Origin of the sequence: Streptomyces sp. KLMMK (genome assembly GCF_036961605.1) — a bacterium.
Taxonomy (GTDB): domain Bacteria; phylum Actinomycetota; class Actinomycetes; order Streptomycetales; family Streptomycetaceae; genus Streptomyces; species Streptomyces telluris.
In genome coordinates this window covers 36410-52064 of the sequence record NZ_JBAMDC010000005.1, presented here as the reverse complement: position 1 = coordinate 52064, position 15655 = coordinate 36410, and the positions used below count along the sequence as shown (strand labels likewise).

14 protein-coding genes are annotated in these 15655 nt (G+C 73.4%); 5 read left to right on the top strand and 9 right to left on the bottom strand.

Annotated elements, in window-relative coordinates; all coding sequences use genetic code 11:
* Positions 1–2: 2 nt before the first annotated feature.
* Positions 3–644: a CatB-related O-acetyltransferase gene (locus V7793_RS02085; RefSeq protein WP_335581129.1), complete on the bottom strand. Its 642-nt coding sequence runs from the start codon at positions 642–644 to the stop codon at positions 3–5.
* Positions 645–801: 157 nt separating this feature from the next.
* On the opposite strand from V7793_RS02085, the gene V7793_RS02080 reads away from it, so the two are divergent.
* On the top strand, positions 802–1635 hold the full coding sequence (locus tag V7793_RS02080; RefSeq protein ID WP_335581128.1) for a class I SAM-dependent methyltransferase: 834 nt from the start codon (positions 802–804) through the stop codon (positions 1633–1635).
* 45 nt (positions 1636–1680) lie between these two features.
* Here the strand turns inward: V7793_RS02080 and V7793_RS02075 are convergent, their stop codons facing one another.
* The 4 genes from V7793_RS02075 to V7793_RS02060 all read right to left on the bottom strand — a co-directional run bounded on the left by V7793_RS02075 (position 1681) and on the right by V7793_RS02060 (position 6373).
* Entirely contained in the window at positions 1681–2226 is a 546-nt protein-coding gene (locus V7793_RS02075) for a hypothetical protein (protein ID WP_335581127.1), read from the bottom strand.
* Positions 2227–2398: 172 nt separating this feature from the next.
* Positions 2399–3187 carry an aminotransferase class IV gene (locus tag V7793_RS02070; RefSeq protein ID WP_335581126.1) on the bottom strand — a complete coding sequence of 263 codons (789 nt, stop codon included), beginning with the start codon at positions 3185–3187 and terminating at the stop codon, positions 2399–2401.
* A 56-nt stretch (positions 3188–3243) separates the two neighbouring features.
* On the bottom strand, positions 3244–5640 hold the full coding sequence (locus tag V7793_RS02065) for an FUSC family protein (protein ID WP_335581125.1): 2397 nt from the start codon (positions 5638–5640) through the stop codon (positions 3244–3246).
* Positions 5641–5818: 178 nt separating this feature from the next.
* Positions 5819–6373, bottom strand: coding sequence for a hypothetical protein (locus V7793_RS02060; protein ID WP_335581124.1), 555 nt, complete (start codon positions 6371–6373; stop codon positions 5819–5821).
* A 33-nt stretch (positions 6374–6406) separates the two neighbouring features.
* Here V7793_RS02060 and V7793_RS02055 point away from each other — a divergent pair, with 33 nt between their 5' ends.
* From V7793_RS02055 to V7793_RS02040, 4 genes are all read left to right on the top strand, one after another.
* The gene (locus V7793_RS02055) at positions 6407–7129 is read left to right on the top strand and encodes a response regulator transcription factor (protein ID WP_335581123.1); all 723 of its coding nucleotides are present in this window, start codon (positions 6407–6409) and stop codon (positions 7127–7129) included.
* Positions 7126–8595, top strand: coding sequence for a sensor histidine kinase (locus V7793_RS02050; protein ID WP_335581122.1), 1470 nt, complete (start codon positions 7126–7128; stop codon positions 8593–8595). Before V7793_RS02055 ends, V7793_RS02050 begins: the two co-directional genes overlap by 4 nt.
* A 200-nt stretch (positions 8596–8795) precedes the next feature.
* Positions 8796–10277, top strand: coding sequence for a glycoside hydrolase family 18 protein (locus V7793_RS02045; protein WP_335581121.1), 1482 nt, complete (start codon positions 8796–8798; stop codon positions 10275–10277).
* A gap of 138 nt (positions 10278–10415) precedes the next feature.
* Entirely contained in the window at positions 10416–11429 is a 1014-nt protein-coding gene (locus V7793_RS02040) for a lytic polysaccharide monooxygenase (RefSeq protein ID WP_335581120.1), read from the top strand.
* A gap of 8 nt (positions 11430–11437) precedes the next feature.
* Here the strand turns inward: V7793_RS02040 and V7793_RS02035 are convergent, their stop codons facing one another.
* From V7793_RS02035 to V7793_RS02020, 4 genes are all read right to left on the bottom strand, one after another.
* The gene (locus V7793_RS02035; RefSeq protein ID WP_335581119.1) at positions 11438–12007 is read right to left on the bottom strand and encodes a universal stress protein; all 570 of its coding nucleotides are present in this window, start codon (positions 12005–12007) and stop codon (positions 11438–11440) included.
* Positions 12008–12227: 220 nt separating this feature from the next.
* A complete protein-coding gene (locus V7793_RS02030) occupies positions 12228–13241 on the bottom strand; it encodes an SDR family NAD(P)-dependent oxidoreductase (RefSeq protein WP_335581118.1) in 1014 nt (337 codons plus the stop codon).
* Positions 13238–14434 carry a UDP-N-acetylglucosamine--N-acetylmuramyl-(pentapeptide) pyrophosphoryl-undecaprenol N-acetylglucosamine transferase gene (locus V7793_RS02025; RefSeq protein ID WP_335581117.1) on the bottom strand — a complete coding sequence of 399 codons (1197 nt, stop codon included), beginning with the start codon at positions 14432–14434 and terminating at the stop codon, positions 13238–13240. Before V7793_RS02025 ends, V7793_RS02030 begins: the two co-directional genes overlap by 4 nt.
* A gap of 137 nt (positions 14435–14571) precedes the next feature.
* Positions 14572–15654 (bottom strand): polyprenyl synthetase family protein, encoded by a 1083-nt coding sequence (locus V7793_RS02020; protein ID WP_335581116.1) that lies wholly within the window; start codon positions 15652–15654, stop codon positions 14572–14574.
* Position 15655 lies beyond the last annotated feature (1 nt).

The following is a 15655-nucleotide window of genomic DNA, read 5'->3' as shown; positions in this document are numbered from 1 at the left end:
TCTCATACCCCCGGGGCGGCGGCCTCCAGGTCGTCGATGCTGCCCGACATGATCGTTCGCACGTGCTCGGTGATGTGCTCCGCGGGCCAGTCCCACCAGGCCACCGCCAGCAGCCGGGCGACGTCCTCGGCACCGTAGCGGGTGCGGATGAGGCGGGCCGGGTTGCCGCCGACGATCCCGTAGTCGGGCACGTCCGCAGTGACGACCGAGCCCGAGCCGATGATCGCGCCGTGCCCGATCCGCACACCGGGCATGACCGTGGTGCCGTAGCCGAACCAGACGTCGTTGCCGACGACGGTGTCGCCGCGCCCCGGCAGGCCGGTGAGCAGGTCGAAGTGGTCCGCCCACGAACCGCCCATGGTGGGGAAGGGGAAGGTCGACGGGCCGTCCATGCGGTGGTTGGCGCCGTTCATGATGAACCGCACCCCCGTGCCCAGCGCGCAGAACTTGCCGATGACCAGCTTCTCCGGCCCGTAGTGGTAGAGCACGTTGCGCGTCTCGAACGCGGTCGCGTCGTCCGGGTCGTCGTAGTAGGAGTACTCCCCGACCTCGATCAAGGCGGACTTCACCAGGGGCTTGAGCAGCACCACCCGGGGCTGGCCGGGCATCGGGTGGAGCACGGTCGGATCGGCGGGAACGGGCATGGTTGATCATTCCTTACGGAGGACGTACCGGTTCCCGTCCATGATCGCAGCGCCGGTTCCGGCCCGCTCCGGTGGCTGCCGTACCTGCGGGAACCGATCGGATGCCGGGCCGTCGAGCCTGCCGCTACGGGGTGTTGCCGCTCCGTAGCATCGGTACATGACGACGACGCAGGTCCCGGGCTACGTGTTCGACAACGAGCATGCGGACGCCGCCGAACAGCACCGCTGCCTGGCGGGTGCGTACGACGCCTTCACCACCCGCCGGCTGTCCCGCCTTCCCCTCGCGCCGGGATCGGTGTGCCTGGAGGTGGGGGCGGGGGCCGGCAGTGTCGCGCGATGGCTGGCGGAAAGAGTGGCTCCGGGCGGCTCGGTGCTGGCCACGGACGTCAAGCCGCAGCACACCCCCTCCACGCCCGGCGTCGAGGTGCTCACCCACGACATCACGCGCGACCCCCTCCCGGAGGGCGCCTTCGACGTCATCCACGCCAGGCTGGTGCTCCTGCACCTGCCCGAGCGCATCGACGTGCTCCGGCGCCTGGTCGCGGCGCTCAGACCCGGAGGCTGGCTGCAGCTCGACGAGTTCGACGAGACCACGTACGGACCGCTGGTCCCGCTCGGCGCATCGGGGGACGCGGCCGCCGCGGCGTACCGGAGCTACCTCGGGGCCAAGCTCCGCCTTCTGGAATCCGCCGGCGCGGACCTCACCTGGGGGCGTTCCGCCGCCACGGCCATGCACCGGGCCGGTCTCGTCGGCATCGACGCCGAGCCGGAGGTCCAGCAGTGGCGCGCCCACTCGCCGGGAACGGCCCTGCAGGTCCACAACACGCGGCACCTGCGGGACCGGTTCCTCGCCGCGGGCATGACCGGGGAGCAGCTCGAAGAGGCGGCTGCGGCCATGCGCCACCCCGACTTCCTGGCGAGCTCCTGCCTGATGTACTCGACTCAGGGACAACGGCCGGCCGGCGAGCCCGCAGCGGGCACTTCGGCATAGCGCCCGGGAGCGTAGTCAACCGCCCCCGGGACCGGACGGGCCGGATCAGGAGTGCCAGATCTCCTTGATGCTCTTCACCTTGCCCTCGGAGTCGAGCGTGATGTCGTAGATGTTCCCGGAGCAGCTGTAGGGCGACTTCACGGCGGAGCTGTTCGTCATGCAGTCACCGGCGTGCGTCCACAGCTCTCCGACGGGGACCGTCTTGGTGGCGCCGCCACCGGTGGCCAGCTCCGCCTTCACGTTCTCCGAGAACAGGTAGTAGTTGGCCTTGCCGTCGCCGTGGTAGATCCAGTCGTTGGGCGTGCAGGCCGGCTTGGCGTCCTTGGCGGTCATCGACCCCTTGGTCGGGGGCGCGGCGACCTCGACCATCTTGTGGCCGGCCGGGAGCTTCGGCGGCTGACCGCAGTCGCCGCCGCCGTTGTCCGCGGAGCCGCTGCCTCCGTTGCCGCCGTTGCCCGTGCTCGGCTTCGCCGACGGCTGGGAGGAGGCGCCGGAGCCGGCGGCGGTGTCCTCCTCGGGCCCGCAGGCGGTGGCGGCGCTCAGCGCGGCCACGACGGCGACGGTACTGATGAGACGTCGAGTGCGAGTCATTTCTGATCCCCCGTAGTGAAATATGACGTGATCATGATCGATCGAGGGGGATTTCTACACCACGGAGCAGGTCAAGATCCAATCGGTGCGACGGGCGGTCGCCCGCAGGATCACCTGCGGCGGGCGCCGGCGCGCAGCATGGGGCGCCGGGCCCGGCTCCGGACCGCCGGGCTCAGATCACGTCCCACGGCGCGGCTTCGTACAGCCGCTTCAGCATGCGCACGGGCTCCGCGTCCGGGGGGAACCGCACGTCGTCGATGAGCGGCACGGGTGAGACGCCCACGGAGTTGCAGACGAACACCGCGTCGAAGCGCGCCACTTCGTCCAGCCGCACCGCCTGCCGCCGCCACGGCAGGCCCGCCCGGTCCAGCTCCCGCTGCAGCACCAGCATGGTGATGCCGTCCAGGGCGGGGGCCGAGGGCCAGACCACCGTATCGCCGTCGAGGAAGCCCACGTTGGTGACGGCGCCCTCGGCCACCGTGCCGTCGGGCTCCACCAGCAGCGCCTCGTCGAAACCCGCGGCCTTCACCTGCCGCAGGTGGTAGACCTGCCCGAAGACCCCCACGTGCTTGAGGTGGGCGCTCGGCCGGGCGTACGGGACGCTGCGGACCCGCTGCGGGCCGGGTTCCGGCACGGCGGGCCGCAGGATCACCGCGGTCACCGTCCTGTCGCCCGGCTCCGGCGCATACACGTACACCCGCGCCGACGCGTCGCGCACGCCCGCCTCGTCCAGGGCGGACCGGATCCGGTCCCGCACCAGCCCGCCGTCCAGCCCCTCGCCGAAGAGCTCCTTGGTGGCCGTGTCCAGCCGGGTGAGATGGAAGTCCAGCCCGCGCACCCGCCCGTCCCGGATCTGCATGGCCGTCATGTGCCCGTAGCCGCCCATCAGCGCGAGGAACAGCGGGTCGGCATCGAGGGCACGGCCGTCGACCTGGACGTACGGGGTGGAAAGATCGTTCATGCTCACCACCGTACGTCGCGGGGGAGGGGGAGGGACGGCGGCAGCCTGCGTCGCGCTCAGCGGGCGGCGGCCTCTGCCCTGCTCACGACCCGGGCCGCGTCGTGCGCCACGCCGGTGAGCCACGCCTCGGTGTCGGCGATCAGCAGGACCGTGGCGGGATCGGCATGGGCATCCGCATCCGTACCCGCGTCGGCATCCGGCAGCTGCGCCCGCACCTGTGCCTGCGCCTGGGCGACCGCGCGCCGCAACGGGGCCGAGTCGGCCGGTGGATACGGTCCGGAGAGCTGCGGCGCGTCCGCCCCCGCCGAGCGGACGAACTCGGTGGCCCGCAGGCAGTCGTCCGCCACGCGGTCGGCCAGGGCCACGAGCAGGGCGGTCGCGTCCGCGGGCAGTTGCGCACCCTCCCCGTCCCGGCGGGCCGCGAGCAGCAGTGCGCCGCCGCTGACGGCGTGGTGGCCGGGCTGCATGGCCGTCTCCCAGGGAGGGCTCGCCCGGTCCCGGCCGGCGTGCTCCGTCCGGTACTGGGTGTGGGCCGCCTGGGCGAGGAGCATCGCGGCGTGGGCCGGGCGCAGGAGATCCGCGGAGCCGTCGCGGGTGCGGGTGGGGGCGCGATCGAGGCCGTAGCCGTAGCCGTGGTGATGGCCTTGGGCTTGTGCTTGGGCTTGTGCTTGTTCCCGGCCGGGGCCGAGGCACAGCCCGAGCGTCACGGTTCTGCACGCTTCCGCGCCCCGGACCATGAAGTTCACGACGGAGCGCCGCAGTTCGCCGCCCGCCCCCTTGGGCCACGCGAGCAGGCTCGCCGCGGCGCCCAGGGACCCTCCGACGACCACGTCGAGGAGCCGTACCGCGGGCAGGTGGCGGTCCGGGGGCAGGATCTGGGCGAAGAGCAGGATGAGGACGAGGGTCAGCGCGGCCTGTGTCCAGGCGGTGCCCAGTACGGGGCCCACGCTGAAGCCCACAAGGAACACGACGGGCGCCGCGGCGATGTAGAAGGCCGGCGTATCGCCCACCACGATGAGCATCAGCGTCGCGAGCGCCGCGCCGGCGGCCACGCCGAGGAACGTCGGTGGCAGGGCACCCCGGGTGTCCGCGGCCGAGGTGCGCATCAGGCTGATGATCGCCAGCAGCACCCAGAAGCCGTGCGGCAGGTCCAGGACACCCACGACCAGCCGTGCGACCGCCAGCGCGAAGGCGACGCGCAGGGCGTTCTGCAGGAGGACCGAGCGCGGGGTCAGATGCAGCCGCAGCCGCCGCCACCACCGGGCGGGAGGACGCAGTGCGGCGTACGGGAACGGGCCGCCCGGCCGCTGCCACCGGGCGTCGAGCGGTGCCCCGAAGGCGATCCGGGCGCCCTCGCCGGCCAGCAACGCGCCCGTGGCGGCCGCCTGGACGACGGAGTCCTGCCGCAGCCGCGGGGCCGTGACGCCCGCGAGGCGCCGGGCGCGGTCCGCACGGAAGGAGGACAAGGCGGTGGCCAACGCATCGTCGCGCGGCCCCGGGGACCCGGACCGCAGCACCCGGCCGGCGTCCCGCAAGGCCGCCGCCGTGCGGTCCAGCAGATGCGCGGCGCAGGGGTCCGGCCCCCTGGCGCCGGCGAGCAGCCGGTCCAACTGGGCCCGTACGTGCCGCACGGCCGCACGGACGTCGTAGCAGGCCCGGTCCCGCAGGGAGGCGGACGTGGGGCGCTCCGCCGGCGGCACCCGGGACAGCAGCGTCGCCTGCAACGCCTGGTAGGCCGCCTCCTGGTCCCGCCGCGCGGCGGAGCGGTCCGCGGCTTCGCCGTCACCCGCGCCGTCACCCGCACCGCAATCGGAACCGGAACTGGTCCCGGTGCCGGTCCCGGACCCGAGACCGGGGCCGGACCCGGGGCCTGCCAAGAGGCGCCCGGTGGAGGCGCAGTAGCCGGCCACGGCGTCCACCGCGTCGGCGAGGAGGACCCGGTGCGGGACCGGTTGCTCGTCGCGCCACAGGAGCCGGTCGACGAGGGCGGTCAGCAGGATCCCCACCGTGAGCCCGCCGAGCCGCTCGTCCAGCGTCTCCGGGGCGTAGGGCGGGAAGCACGGGAGCAGGTAGTACAGCTGGAAGGCGGCGGCCAGCCCGCCCAGGCGGGGGCCGCCGACCCCCAGGTAGGAGGCCGTGAAGCCCACCACGAACATGCCGGAGGCGGCGCTCCACGAGTGCGCCGCGAGCAGCGTGCCGGCGGTGACCAGGACCCAGCCGGCGGGCAGCACCGCGAGGAACGTCCGCGTCCGCTGCTCCGCGGTCCCCGGGACCTGGGAGAACAGCGTCAGCGGCAGCGCGCCGAACAGGGCGTAGAGGGCCATGCCGGGCGCGTCGAAGCCGTAGCGCAAGGCGTAGAAGCCGGTGAGCCCGGCGACGGCGGCCCAGGTCGCACGCCGGAGGTACTCCGGCCCCTGGTCCTGCCGCAGCAGCCACCGGAGCGGGCCGGTCACCACCACGACGGCTCCCGGCCGGCGGGGGGAGGCGTCACGCTCGCCACCCTAGGCGAACCACGTACCTTCGCAACCGGGAGTGATCCTTGCGAGGTCCTGCCGTCTTCGAGATCCCGGAGTGCGTTCCGGAGCACGGTGGGCAGCAGGCGCTCCAGCAACCCGGGAGCCGCTGCGGTCGTCAGTTCTCCACGGTCTGGACGCGCGGCGGATGGCCGTTCCACGTGACGAACACCGACGTCGTCTTCGTGCCGGCCATGAAGTCCACCCGGATCCAGGCGCTCTGCTTCCACACCCGCATCTGCCACCCCTCCTCCGGCGTCGCCGAGACGAGCGCGGCGGATTTCTCGCCGAGGTCGAAGACCGCTCGGCCGCCCCGGACCGGATAGCTCTTCACTTCGCCGGAGCCCGGCCGGGACTGGGCCTCGGGGCTCTGCGCCGACCCGGGTCCGGACCCGGGCGTGGACGTGTCCGGGGCCGGGGGCGCGAGTTGCTTCCCGGAAGGGGACGGGGTGCCTGGCGGCGCGGGGGAGGGCGGTGGGCCCGGGGTGCGGGCCGAGGAGGCCGGTTCGCCTATGGCCGGTGCCGCGGTGCCGGAGATCGGCAGTGCGCGCGGCGGCTCGTAGGCCGTGCCCGCCAGGACGGTGCGCACCCCGTACCAGGACACCGCCATGGCGGCCGCGGTCGCCAGCATCCACGCCAGGGCCTGCATGATTCCTCGTCTCACCTGGCTCATGGTGCCTCACTCGAATGGCGTACGGTGCGGGCCATGGCAAGACTGCTCGTGGTCGAGGACGACCCGTTCGTGCGCTCCGCCCTCATCCGGCAGCTCACCGAGGCTTCGCACACCGTGCGCAGCGTCGGGACCGCTCTCGAGGCGTTGCGCGAAGTGGCGCAGGTCGGCTTCGACCTGGTCATCCTCGACCTGGGGCTGCCGGATCTCGACGGGGCGCAGGCGCTGAAGATGCTGCGCGGCATCACCGACGTGCCGGTCATCGTGGCCACCGCCCGGGACGACGAGGCCGAGATCATCCGGCTGCTCACCGACGGTGCCGACGACTATCTGGTCAAGCCGTTCTCCGTGGCGCACCTGACCGCACGCATGGCCGCCGTACTGCGCCGGACGGGCCGGGGCGGGCCGGCGGGCGAGCCCGCGCCGTCGGCCGCGCTGCAGGTCGGCGGCCTGTCGGTCGACCCCTTGCGCCGCCTGGCGGAACTGGACGGCGTTCCCCTGGATCTGACGCGCCGTGAATTCGACCTGCTCGCCTACCTGGCCGGCCGCCCGGGCGTCGTCGTCCCGCGCAAGGAGCTCCTTGCCGAGGTCTGGCAGCAGTCCTACGGGGACGACCAGACCATCGACGTGCACCTGTCCTGGTTGCGCCGCAAGCTCGGCGAGACCGCCGCCAGCCCGCGCTACCTGCACACCGTCCGCGGGGTCGGGGTGAAGCTGGAGCCCCCGGCGGCGGGGACGGCGCTCCCGGAGCAGCCGTGAGATGGGCGCTCGTCAGGGTGTCGCTGGCCGTCACGGTGATGGTCGTGCTGGCCTTCGCCGTGCCGCTCGGCCTGGTGGTCAAAGAACTGGCCCGGGACCGCGCCTTCGCCGACGCCGAACGGCAGGCCGCCCAGATCCGGCCCGCGCTCGCCATCACCACCGACCGCGACCAACTGGAACGGGCCGTCGCCAGCTCACAGGCCGGCGGGGACGGACGGATGGCCGTCCACGTACCCGGTAACGTCGACGAACAGAACGACAGCAAGCAGAACGACAGCAAGCAGAACGACGGTGCATCGAGCGAAGGCGCATCGAACGACGGTACGCAGCAGGGTGCGGGCGCCGAAGGGCACAAGGCCTACGACATCGGCCCCCGCCGGGCCGACCCGCGGGACGTGGAGACGGCCCGCCGCGGCCGCTCCACCGTCACCTCCGTACCCGGCGGCTACGCCCTGCTGCAGCCGACGGCCCTGAGCACCGGCGAGTTCGCGGTGGTCGAGGTGTACGTGCCGCACCGCGCCGTCGGCAACGGCGTCACCACGTCCTGGGTGATCCTCGCCGGCGTGGGCCTCGGCCTGATCGCCGGTTCCCTCGTGACCGCGGACCGCCTCGGCCTGCGCCTGGTGCGCCCGGCCGAGCGGCTCGCGAAGGCGGCCGCCGAGCTGGGGGAGGGCAAGCTGGGCGTCCGGGTGCGCGAGGACGGGCCGGCGGAACTGCGGGCCGCGGCCGTCGCGTTCAACTCCATGGCCGACAAGATCGTGCAGCTGCTCTCCAACGAACGCGAGCTCGCCGCCGACCTCTCCCACCGTCTCCGTACCCCGCTCACCGTCCTGCGCCTGAACGCCGCGTCGCTCGGCGAGGGCCCGGCCGCCGAGCAGACCCGCGCCGCCGTCGCCCAGCTGGAGCGCGAGGTCGACCAGCTGATCCGCGCGGCCCGCGAGCAGGGCGAGCAGAAGGAACGGCCCACCCTCGGCTGCGATGCCAGTGAAGTGATCCGGGAACGGATGGACTTCTGGTCCGCGCTCGCCGAGGACGAGGGCCGCACGGTCCGGCTCTCGGGCGTCGACGCGACCGTACGCGTCCCCGTCGCCCGCCCCGAACTCGCCGCCGCCCTCGACGCGATGCTCGGCAACGTCTTCCGGCACACCCCCGAGGGCACCGCGTTCGCGGTCGACGTGCACCACAGCGACGACGCCGTCATCGTGCTCGTCTCCGACGCGGGCCCGGGCATCGCCGACCCGGACGCCGCGCTGCGCCGCGGCCACGGTGACGGCGGCCCCGGTTCCACCGGCCTCGGCCTGGACATCGTGCGCCGCGTCGCGGAGTCGACGGGCGGCGACGTACGGATCGGGCGGTCGGTGCTCGGCGGAACGGAGGTGCGGGTGTGGCTCTCGCCGGACGGCGGTGGTTCCAAGGGCCGTGAGCGCCGCCGCCGGCGGGTACGGCGGGGCCGGTCGCGCCGCTGACCCCGGCCCGCCCCGTCGCCGGCCCCCTCACCTCTCACCTCTCGCCTCTCACCTCTCACTCCTCATTAACCCCCGCCGATGCCTTCCTTAACTCCGCCATAAGGACCGGGCCCGGAAAGCCGATTCGACGATTTGCCGGTTTTGGTCTCGCTAGCGTGCCGCACGTACCCACCCCCCAACCCAGAACAGGCAGGCACGCGATGGGTTCCTCCGCACACCGCCGACGAGTGAGCCGCAAGGCGAAGCTCGCCGGCGCCGGCCTCGCCGCGGCGATCGCGACGGGCGCCGCGTTCACGCTCACCGGTACGGCGCAGGCCGCCTCGGTCGGCGCGGCCTTCTCCCGGACCGGCGCCTGGTCGGACGGCTACACCGGGCAGTACGTCCTCACCAACGACACCGGCAAGGACCTGGCGGGCTGGAAGCTCACCTTCGACCTCCCGGCCGGCGCGAAGATCACCTCGCTGTGGAACGGCAAGCACACGGTCAGCGGCCGCAGCGTCACCGTCGAGCCGGAGGGCTGGAACGCGACGATCGCCCCCGGCCAGTCCGTGACCGTCGGCTTCGTCGCGGCCGGCAACGGGATCGGCGCGGGTGCGGCCGACGCCCCGGCCAACTGCCGGATCAACGGCACGAAGTGCTCCGTGGACAAGGACCCCGGCCCGCAGCCGTCCACGGGGTCGACGGGGTCCACAGGCTCCACCGGGCCCACCAAGCCCACCACCCCCACGTCCGCCCCGCCCCAGCCGCAACCGCAGCCGACCGTGACCTCCCCGGCCCCCGCCGGCGCGAACGCCGCCTTCGCCCCCTACGTCGACACCTCCCTCCACCCCGCCTACGACCTCCTGGACACCGCCAAGAAGGCCGGGGTCAAGAACTTCAACCTCGCCTTCGTCACCTCCGGTGGCGGCTGCACGCCCAAGTGGGGCGGGGTCACCGACCTCGGGAACGACCCCGTCGCGCAGCAGATCGGCAAGCTGCGCCAGGCGGGCGGCGACGTACGGGTCTCCTTCGGCGGCGCCGCCGGCTCCGAACTGGGGCTCGTCTGCTCCTCCGCGGACGAACTCGCCGCCGCGTACGGCAAGGTCGTCGACGCGTACAAGCTCACCAAGGTCGACTTCGACATCGAGGGCGCGGCCCTGCCCAACGCCGCAGCCAACACCCGGCGCGCCCAGGCGATCGCCACGCTCCAGAAGAAGCACCCCGGCCTGGACGTCTCCTTCACCCTCCCGGTCATGCCCACGGGCCTCACCCAGGAGGGCGTCGACCTGGTCGGGAACGCGAAGAAGAACGGCGTCTCCGTCTCCGCGGTCAACATCATGGCGATGGACTACGGCTCGTCCTTCAACGGCGACATGGGGCAGTACGCGATCGACGCCGCCACCGCGACGCAGGCGCAGGTCAAGGGCGTGCTGGGGCTGAGCGACAAGGCCGCGTGGAAGGCCGTGGCGGTCACCCCGATGATCGGTGTCAACGACGTGGCCGCCGAGGTCTTCAAGGTCGACGACGCGGCGCAGCTGGCCGCGTTCGGCCGGTCCAAGGGGATCGGCTGGCTGTCGATGTGGTCCGCTGCGCGCGACAAGCAGTGCCCGGGCGGTGCGCAGAACTCCGCGTCCGCGACCTGCAGTTCGATCGTCCAGGACGAACTCGCCTTCACCAAGGCGTTCGCCGCCCGCAAGGGCTGACGCGCTTCCCGTTCCCCTTTCCCGCCCCTCAAGCCCCCCACGTAGCAGCCCCACACCCCCCACACCGCCCCGCACGTCCGGCACCCCCCACCTCACGGCCGGCGTGCGGGGCCACCCCTCACCCACAAGGAGACCCTCATGCGCACGCGTCACAAGGCCGTACGGATGACCCTGCTCGGCGCCGCCCCTCTCGCGCTCACCGCGCTGACCGCCGCACCGGCCCAGGCGCACGGCTCCATGACGGACCCGGTCAGCCGGGTGTCCGCCTGTTTCGCGGAGGGGCCGGAGCATCCGCGTTCGGCCGCCTGCAAGGCGATGGTCGCGGCGGGCGGCACCCAGCCCCTCTACGACTGGAACGAGGTCAACATCGGCGACGCCGCCGGGCGCCACCGCCAGATCATCCCGGACGGCAAGCTGTGCAGCGCCGGCCGCGCCAAGTACAAGGGGCTGGACCTGCCGCGCGCCGACTGGCCGGGCTCGAAGCTGGCCCCGGGCAAGCACACCTTCCGGTACCGGGCGACCGCACCGCACCGCGGCACGTTCGAGCTGTACCTCACGAAGGACGGCTACGACCCGAGGAAGCCGCTGAAGTGGTCCGACCTGGAGGCCAAGCCGTTCGCCAAGGTCACCAACCCCACGCTGAAGGAAGGGAGCTACGTCTTCGACGGCACCGTCCCGAAGCGGTCCGGCCGCCACCTCGTGTACAGCGTCTGGCAGCGCTCCGACAGCCCCGAGGCCTTCTACACCTGCTCGGACGTGGACTTCGGCGGGAAGGGGAAGGCGGCGACGGCTGAGACGGCGGCGCAGGCCGCGGCCGCAGCCCCGGCCGCGTCCGCTCCCAGCGACCGGCAGATAGCCGAGGAGGCCGGGAAGTCGACCGTCGACCACGGCGGGCACGGCGGTGACGGCCCCGGCGACAGCGGTCCGGGTGCGGGAGGCCATGGCGCGGGAGGTCACGGCGGTGCCGGGAACGAGCCCGGGTCCTCGGTGAAGGCGGCCAACGCCCCGGCCGCCCAGGGCGGGCGCCTCGCGGAGACCGGTGGCGAGGACAGTACGGCCATGCTGGCCGTCGCGGGCGCCGGTGTCCTGGCTGTCGGTTCCGCCACCTTGTTCCTGGCCGTGCGGCGCCGCTCCGCCCGCAACCACGCCTGAGGTCCGGGTCAGCTGTTGCGCTCGGGGCCGGCCGTGCGGTTCCAGGTGTCCGTCGGGCCGACCGGCACCACCACAGGAGGGTGCCTCCGGGGAGGTCGCGCGGCCCCGCGGGCGTCCTTCACGTCCGCCTCGTCGGGGTGGACGACCAGGACGGGTCCGCGGGCGTGCCGGAGGCAGTGACGGCTGACCGAGCCGTGGAGGAACCGGTGCCACAGCCCGTGGCTGCCGGCGCCCAGCACCAGCATGTCCGTGTCGTGCCGGGCGCTGGCCACCAGGGCCGGTCCCGGCTCCGCGCGGACGATCCGCGGGGCCACCCTCAGGCGGAACGGTGCGGCGCCGAGCGCCCTCTCGCACGTCTTCGTCAGGGCGCTGCGAGCCTGGGCCTCCCAGTACGCGCGGACGTCGGCCGGGGCGGGCTGCAGGGCGTCCGCCGCCTCTCCGCCCGGCGGCGACCAGGCCAGCACGGGACACAGGGCCGCGCCGTGGCGGGCCGCCTCCTGTGCGCCCTGCCTGAGCGCGGCGACACTCCCTGCCGAACCGTCCACGCCTACGACGACGCGCTCCACCGTTCGAGCCATACCGTCCGCCTCCCTCGGGATTCGTCTGTGCGCTGTACGGCAACGTGATCCACGCTACGAAGCGCCCGCCGCATCCGTATCGTCCTAATGGGTAGCAAATCGGTTGATACACCCTCCGGTCGGAGGGGGTATCCGGCGGAGCCGCCGCCCGTGAAGGCGAAGCCCGCCACCACCGTCGCCCGTCACGGACAGTGGCGGGCCGGTCGCCGATCGGCCCTGATCAGACCTGATAGCGGTCCGGGGCGAAGAGGTGCAGGTTCTCCCGGACCCAGTCCGAGGTGCGGGTCAGGCCCTCCTCCAGCCCCACCCGGGGCTGCCACCCCGCCCACTCCCGGGCCCGGCGGTTGTCCGACAGCAGCCGCTCGACCTCGCTGCCGGCGGGCCGCAGCCGCGACGGGTCCACCACGACCTTCGCGTCCCGGCCGGAGGCCCGGACCAGCGACTCGGCGAGGTCGCCGATGGAGATCTCCCGCCCGGTGCCCAGGTTGACCGCGTGTCCCACAGCCCGGTCGCAGCCGGCGAGCGCCAGGAACCCCTCGGCGGTGTCGGTGACGTAGGTGAAGTCTCGCGTCGGCGACGTGGACCCCAGCCGGATCTCCTCGGCCCCCGAGTGCAGCTGCGCGAGGATCGTGGGGATCACCGCCCGCGCCGACTGGCGCGGCCCGTAGGTGTTGAAGGGCCGCACGACCGTCACCGGCAGCTCGAAGGAGTGCGCGTAGGACAGGGCCAGCATGTCCGCGCCGATCTTCGAGGCGGAGTACGGCGACTGCGGCTGCAGCGGGTGCTCCTCGCTGATCGGCGCGGTCAGGGCCGTGCCGTACACCTCGCTGGTCGAGGTGTGCACCATGCGCCGCACGCCGTGGCGGCGGCAGGCCGCGGCCACGTTCTCCGTACCGGCCACGTTGGTCTGCACGTACGCCTCCGGCGACGCGTAGCTGTACGGGATGCCGATGAGCGCCGCCAGGTGGAAGACGGTGTCGCATCCTGCCACCGCGTCCATCACGCGCCCGGCGTCGCGGACGTCACCGGCGAGCGTCTCCACCGGCGAATCGGGCCCGAGGTAGCGGGCGAGGTGGCCGCGCTCGGCGTACGGCTTGTAGTGCACGAGCACCCGCACGTGCGCCCCGCGCTCGACGAGCAGGTCGACGAGCGTCGACCCGATGAAGCCCTCGGCTCCGGTGACCAGCACGCTGCGGCCGGCCCAGTCGATGGTGTCGTTCGGTTCGGTGGTCATGCGTGGTTCCTCTCAACAGCCTGGAACGGAAGGGGATTCGCGGGGGCGCGGCCTGCCAGGCGCAGCGCCCAGGCCGCCATGAGGCCGGCCGCGAGGGCGTGGGTGCCCGGGGCCGCCGCGGTACCCATCGCGGCGAGCCGGGCCGGGTCGGCGAACAGCGGCTCGATCAGGCCGGCGAGGCGGTCGCCGGTGGCCTCGCCGTCGGGGAGCAGGAGCCCCGCGCCGGCGTCCGAGAGTACGCGGGCGTTGTGGGTCTGGTGGTCGTGCGGCGCGTGCGGGTACGGGACCAGCACCGCGGGCACGCCCACGCTCGACAGCTCCGCCACCGTCGCCGATCCCGCCCGGCACACCATCACGTCGGCGGCCGCGTAGGCGAGGTCCATCCGGTCCAGGTAGCCCACCGCGGTGGCCACCCGGTCGCCGCCCTCGGCGGCGAGGCGGGCCCGCACCTGCTCCAGCGCGCCCGGCCCGGACTTGATCACCAGGTGGACGTCCGGCCGCCCGCGCCACCGCGAGGCCAGCTGGAGCGCCGCCTCCGTCAGCCGCGCCGCGCCCAGGCTCCCGCCGTTGAACAGCACCAGCCGCGTGCTCTCCGGCACGCCGAACCAGCGGCGGGCCTCCCCGCGCAGAGCCGCCCGCCCGCCGCGGTCGAGCCCCGCGACATCGCTGACCAGCGGCATGCCGACGGTTTCCGCGCGCAGGGCCGTACGCGCCGGCAGGTGCTCGCGGGTGCGGTCGAAGGCGAGCGCGATGTGCGGGGTGAGGGTCGTGGCGAAACGGTTCGCCCTGCCGGGCACCGCATTCGACTCATGCACCAGCACCGGCCGGCGCGCCATCCGCGCCCCCAGCACCGCGGGCGCGCTCGGATAGCCGCCCATGCCCACGACGACGTGCGCACCCTGCTCCTCGATCACGCGCTGCGCCTGTCTCCCCGAGCGCAACAGATCGGCGGGGAGGAGATACCGGCGGGCCCCGAGCGAGGAATCGAAGGGGATCATGTCCACGGTGTGGAGCCGGTATCCCGCGCCCGGTATCAGACGGGTCTCCAGACCCCGTTCCGTACCGATGAAACTGATGACGGCGTGCGGCACTGCTCTGCGGAGCGCGTCGGCGACGGCCAGCCCGGGGTAGATATGACCGCCGGTCCCGCCTGCGCCGATGACCACCGAAAGGTTGTCGTCTGCTGTAGCCATGGCCGCAGCTTGGCGAAACGCCTTAAGAAGCCACTAAGAAAAACTCGACGTCTCCGTGTTCGTCGCCCTCGACCGGGTAGGGCCAGTCGGGTCAGGGCGTGCCGCGGAGCGCCGGCCGATTCCGCGGGCAGCCCCACTCAGTGGGCGCGCCGGACGGCCCACAGCGGCAGCCCCTCGAAGAAGGCCACCGCCTCCTCGCGCCAGTGAGCACGCCAGCCGGAGGCTTCCCCGGCGGCCTCCTCGGCGTGGCGGAGCATGGCGGCCCGGAGCGCGTCGTCCACGCCGTGTTCCCGGGCGATCCGGCGGATGCGGTCGATCGTTCCGGCCGTGCAGCCGGGGTCGCCGAGCGCGGACTCCAGCAGGCCGCGCTCCGCGGGCGTGGCGGCGGCCAGGACGGCGCGGACGGCGTAGCTGCGGCGGCCGGAGCGGATGTCGGAGCCCGGTGACTTCCCGATGACGTCCTCGTCGCCGAAGAGGTCGAGGTAGTCGTCGCGCATCTGTCCGCTGATGCCGGCCGGTGTCGCGTAGCGGCGCAGCCGCTCGTCGTGCCCGGCCAGATCCTCGCCGGCGGCCAGCAGCCCCAGCCGCAGCGGGGCGAGGATCGAGTACCGGGTGGTCTTGTACTCGCAGACGGTGTGCAGCAGGTCTTCGGACGGCAGGGGCTGGAAGTCGCGTTCCAGGTCGGCGATCTGGCCGGCGACGGTCTCCGCGCCCGCACGCAACTGCACCTCCAGCATGGCCTGCTTGCGCTCGGCGGGGGCGTCCGCCCCCAGCAGGACGTGCATGGACAGGAAGGACGCGAGGTCTCCCGCGAGCACGGCGAGCCCCAGCGCGGTGCCCTCGTCCCCGGGGAACTCCCGGCGGTAGGCGTAGTACGTGGACGGGCCGCCGCGGCGCACGGGCGAGTCGTCGATGATGTCGTCGTGGACCAGGCCGTGCGTCTGGAGCAGTTCGATGCTCAGCGCGGCCTCCTCCAGGCCGGGCACCTGCTCGTCGGTCACCAGCCGGGCCGCCTCGTACAGCAGGGCCACCCGCAGGCGCTTCCCGCCGCGCAGGGAGAGGTCCCGCAGGAGCTCCAGGCAGCGCGGGGTGAAGCGGCTGAGCGGCGGGGTGTCGAGGCTCTGCGCGAGGGAGTCGAAGTACGCCTCGAAGCGGCTGTCGAACCGGCGCCGGTAGCCGGCGACCCGCTGCTGGGCGGCGGCCGCGGTCGATTTATCCATG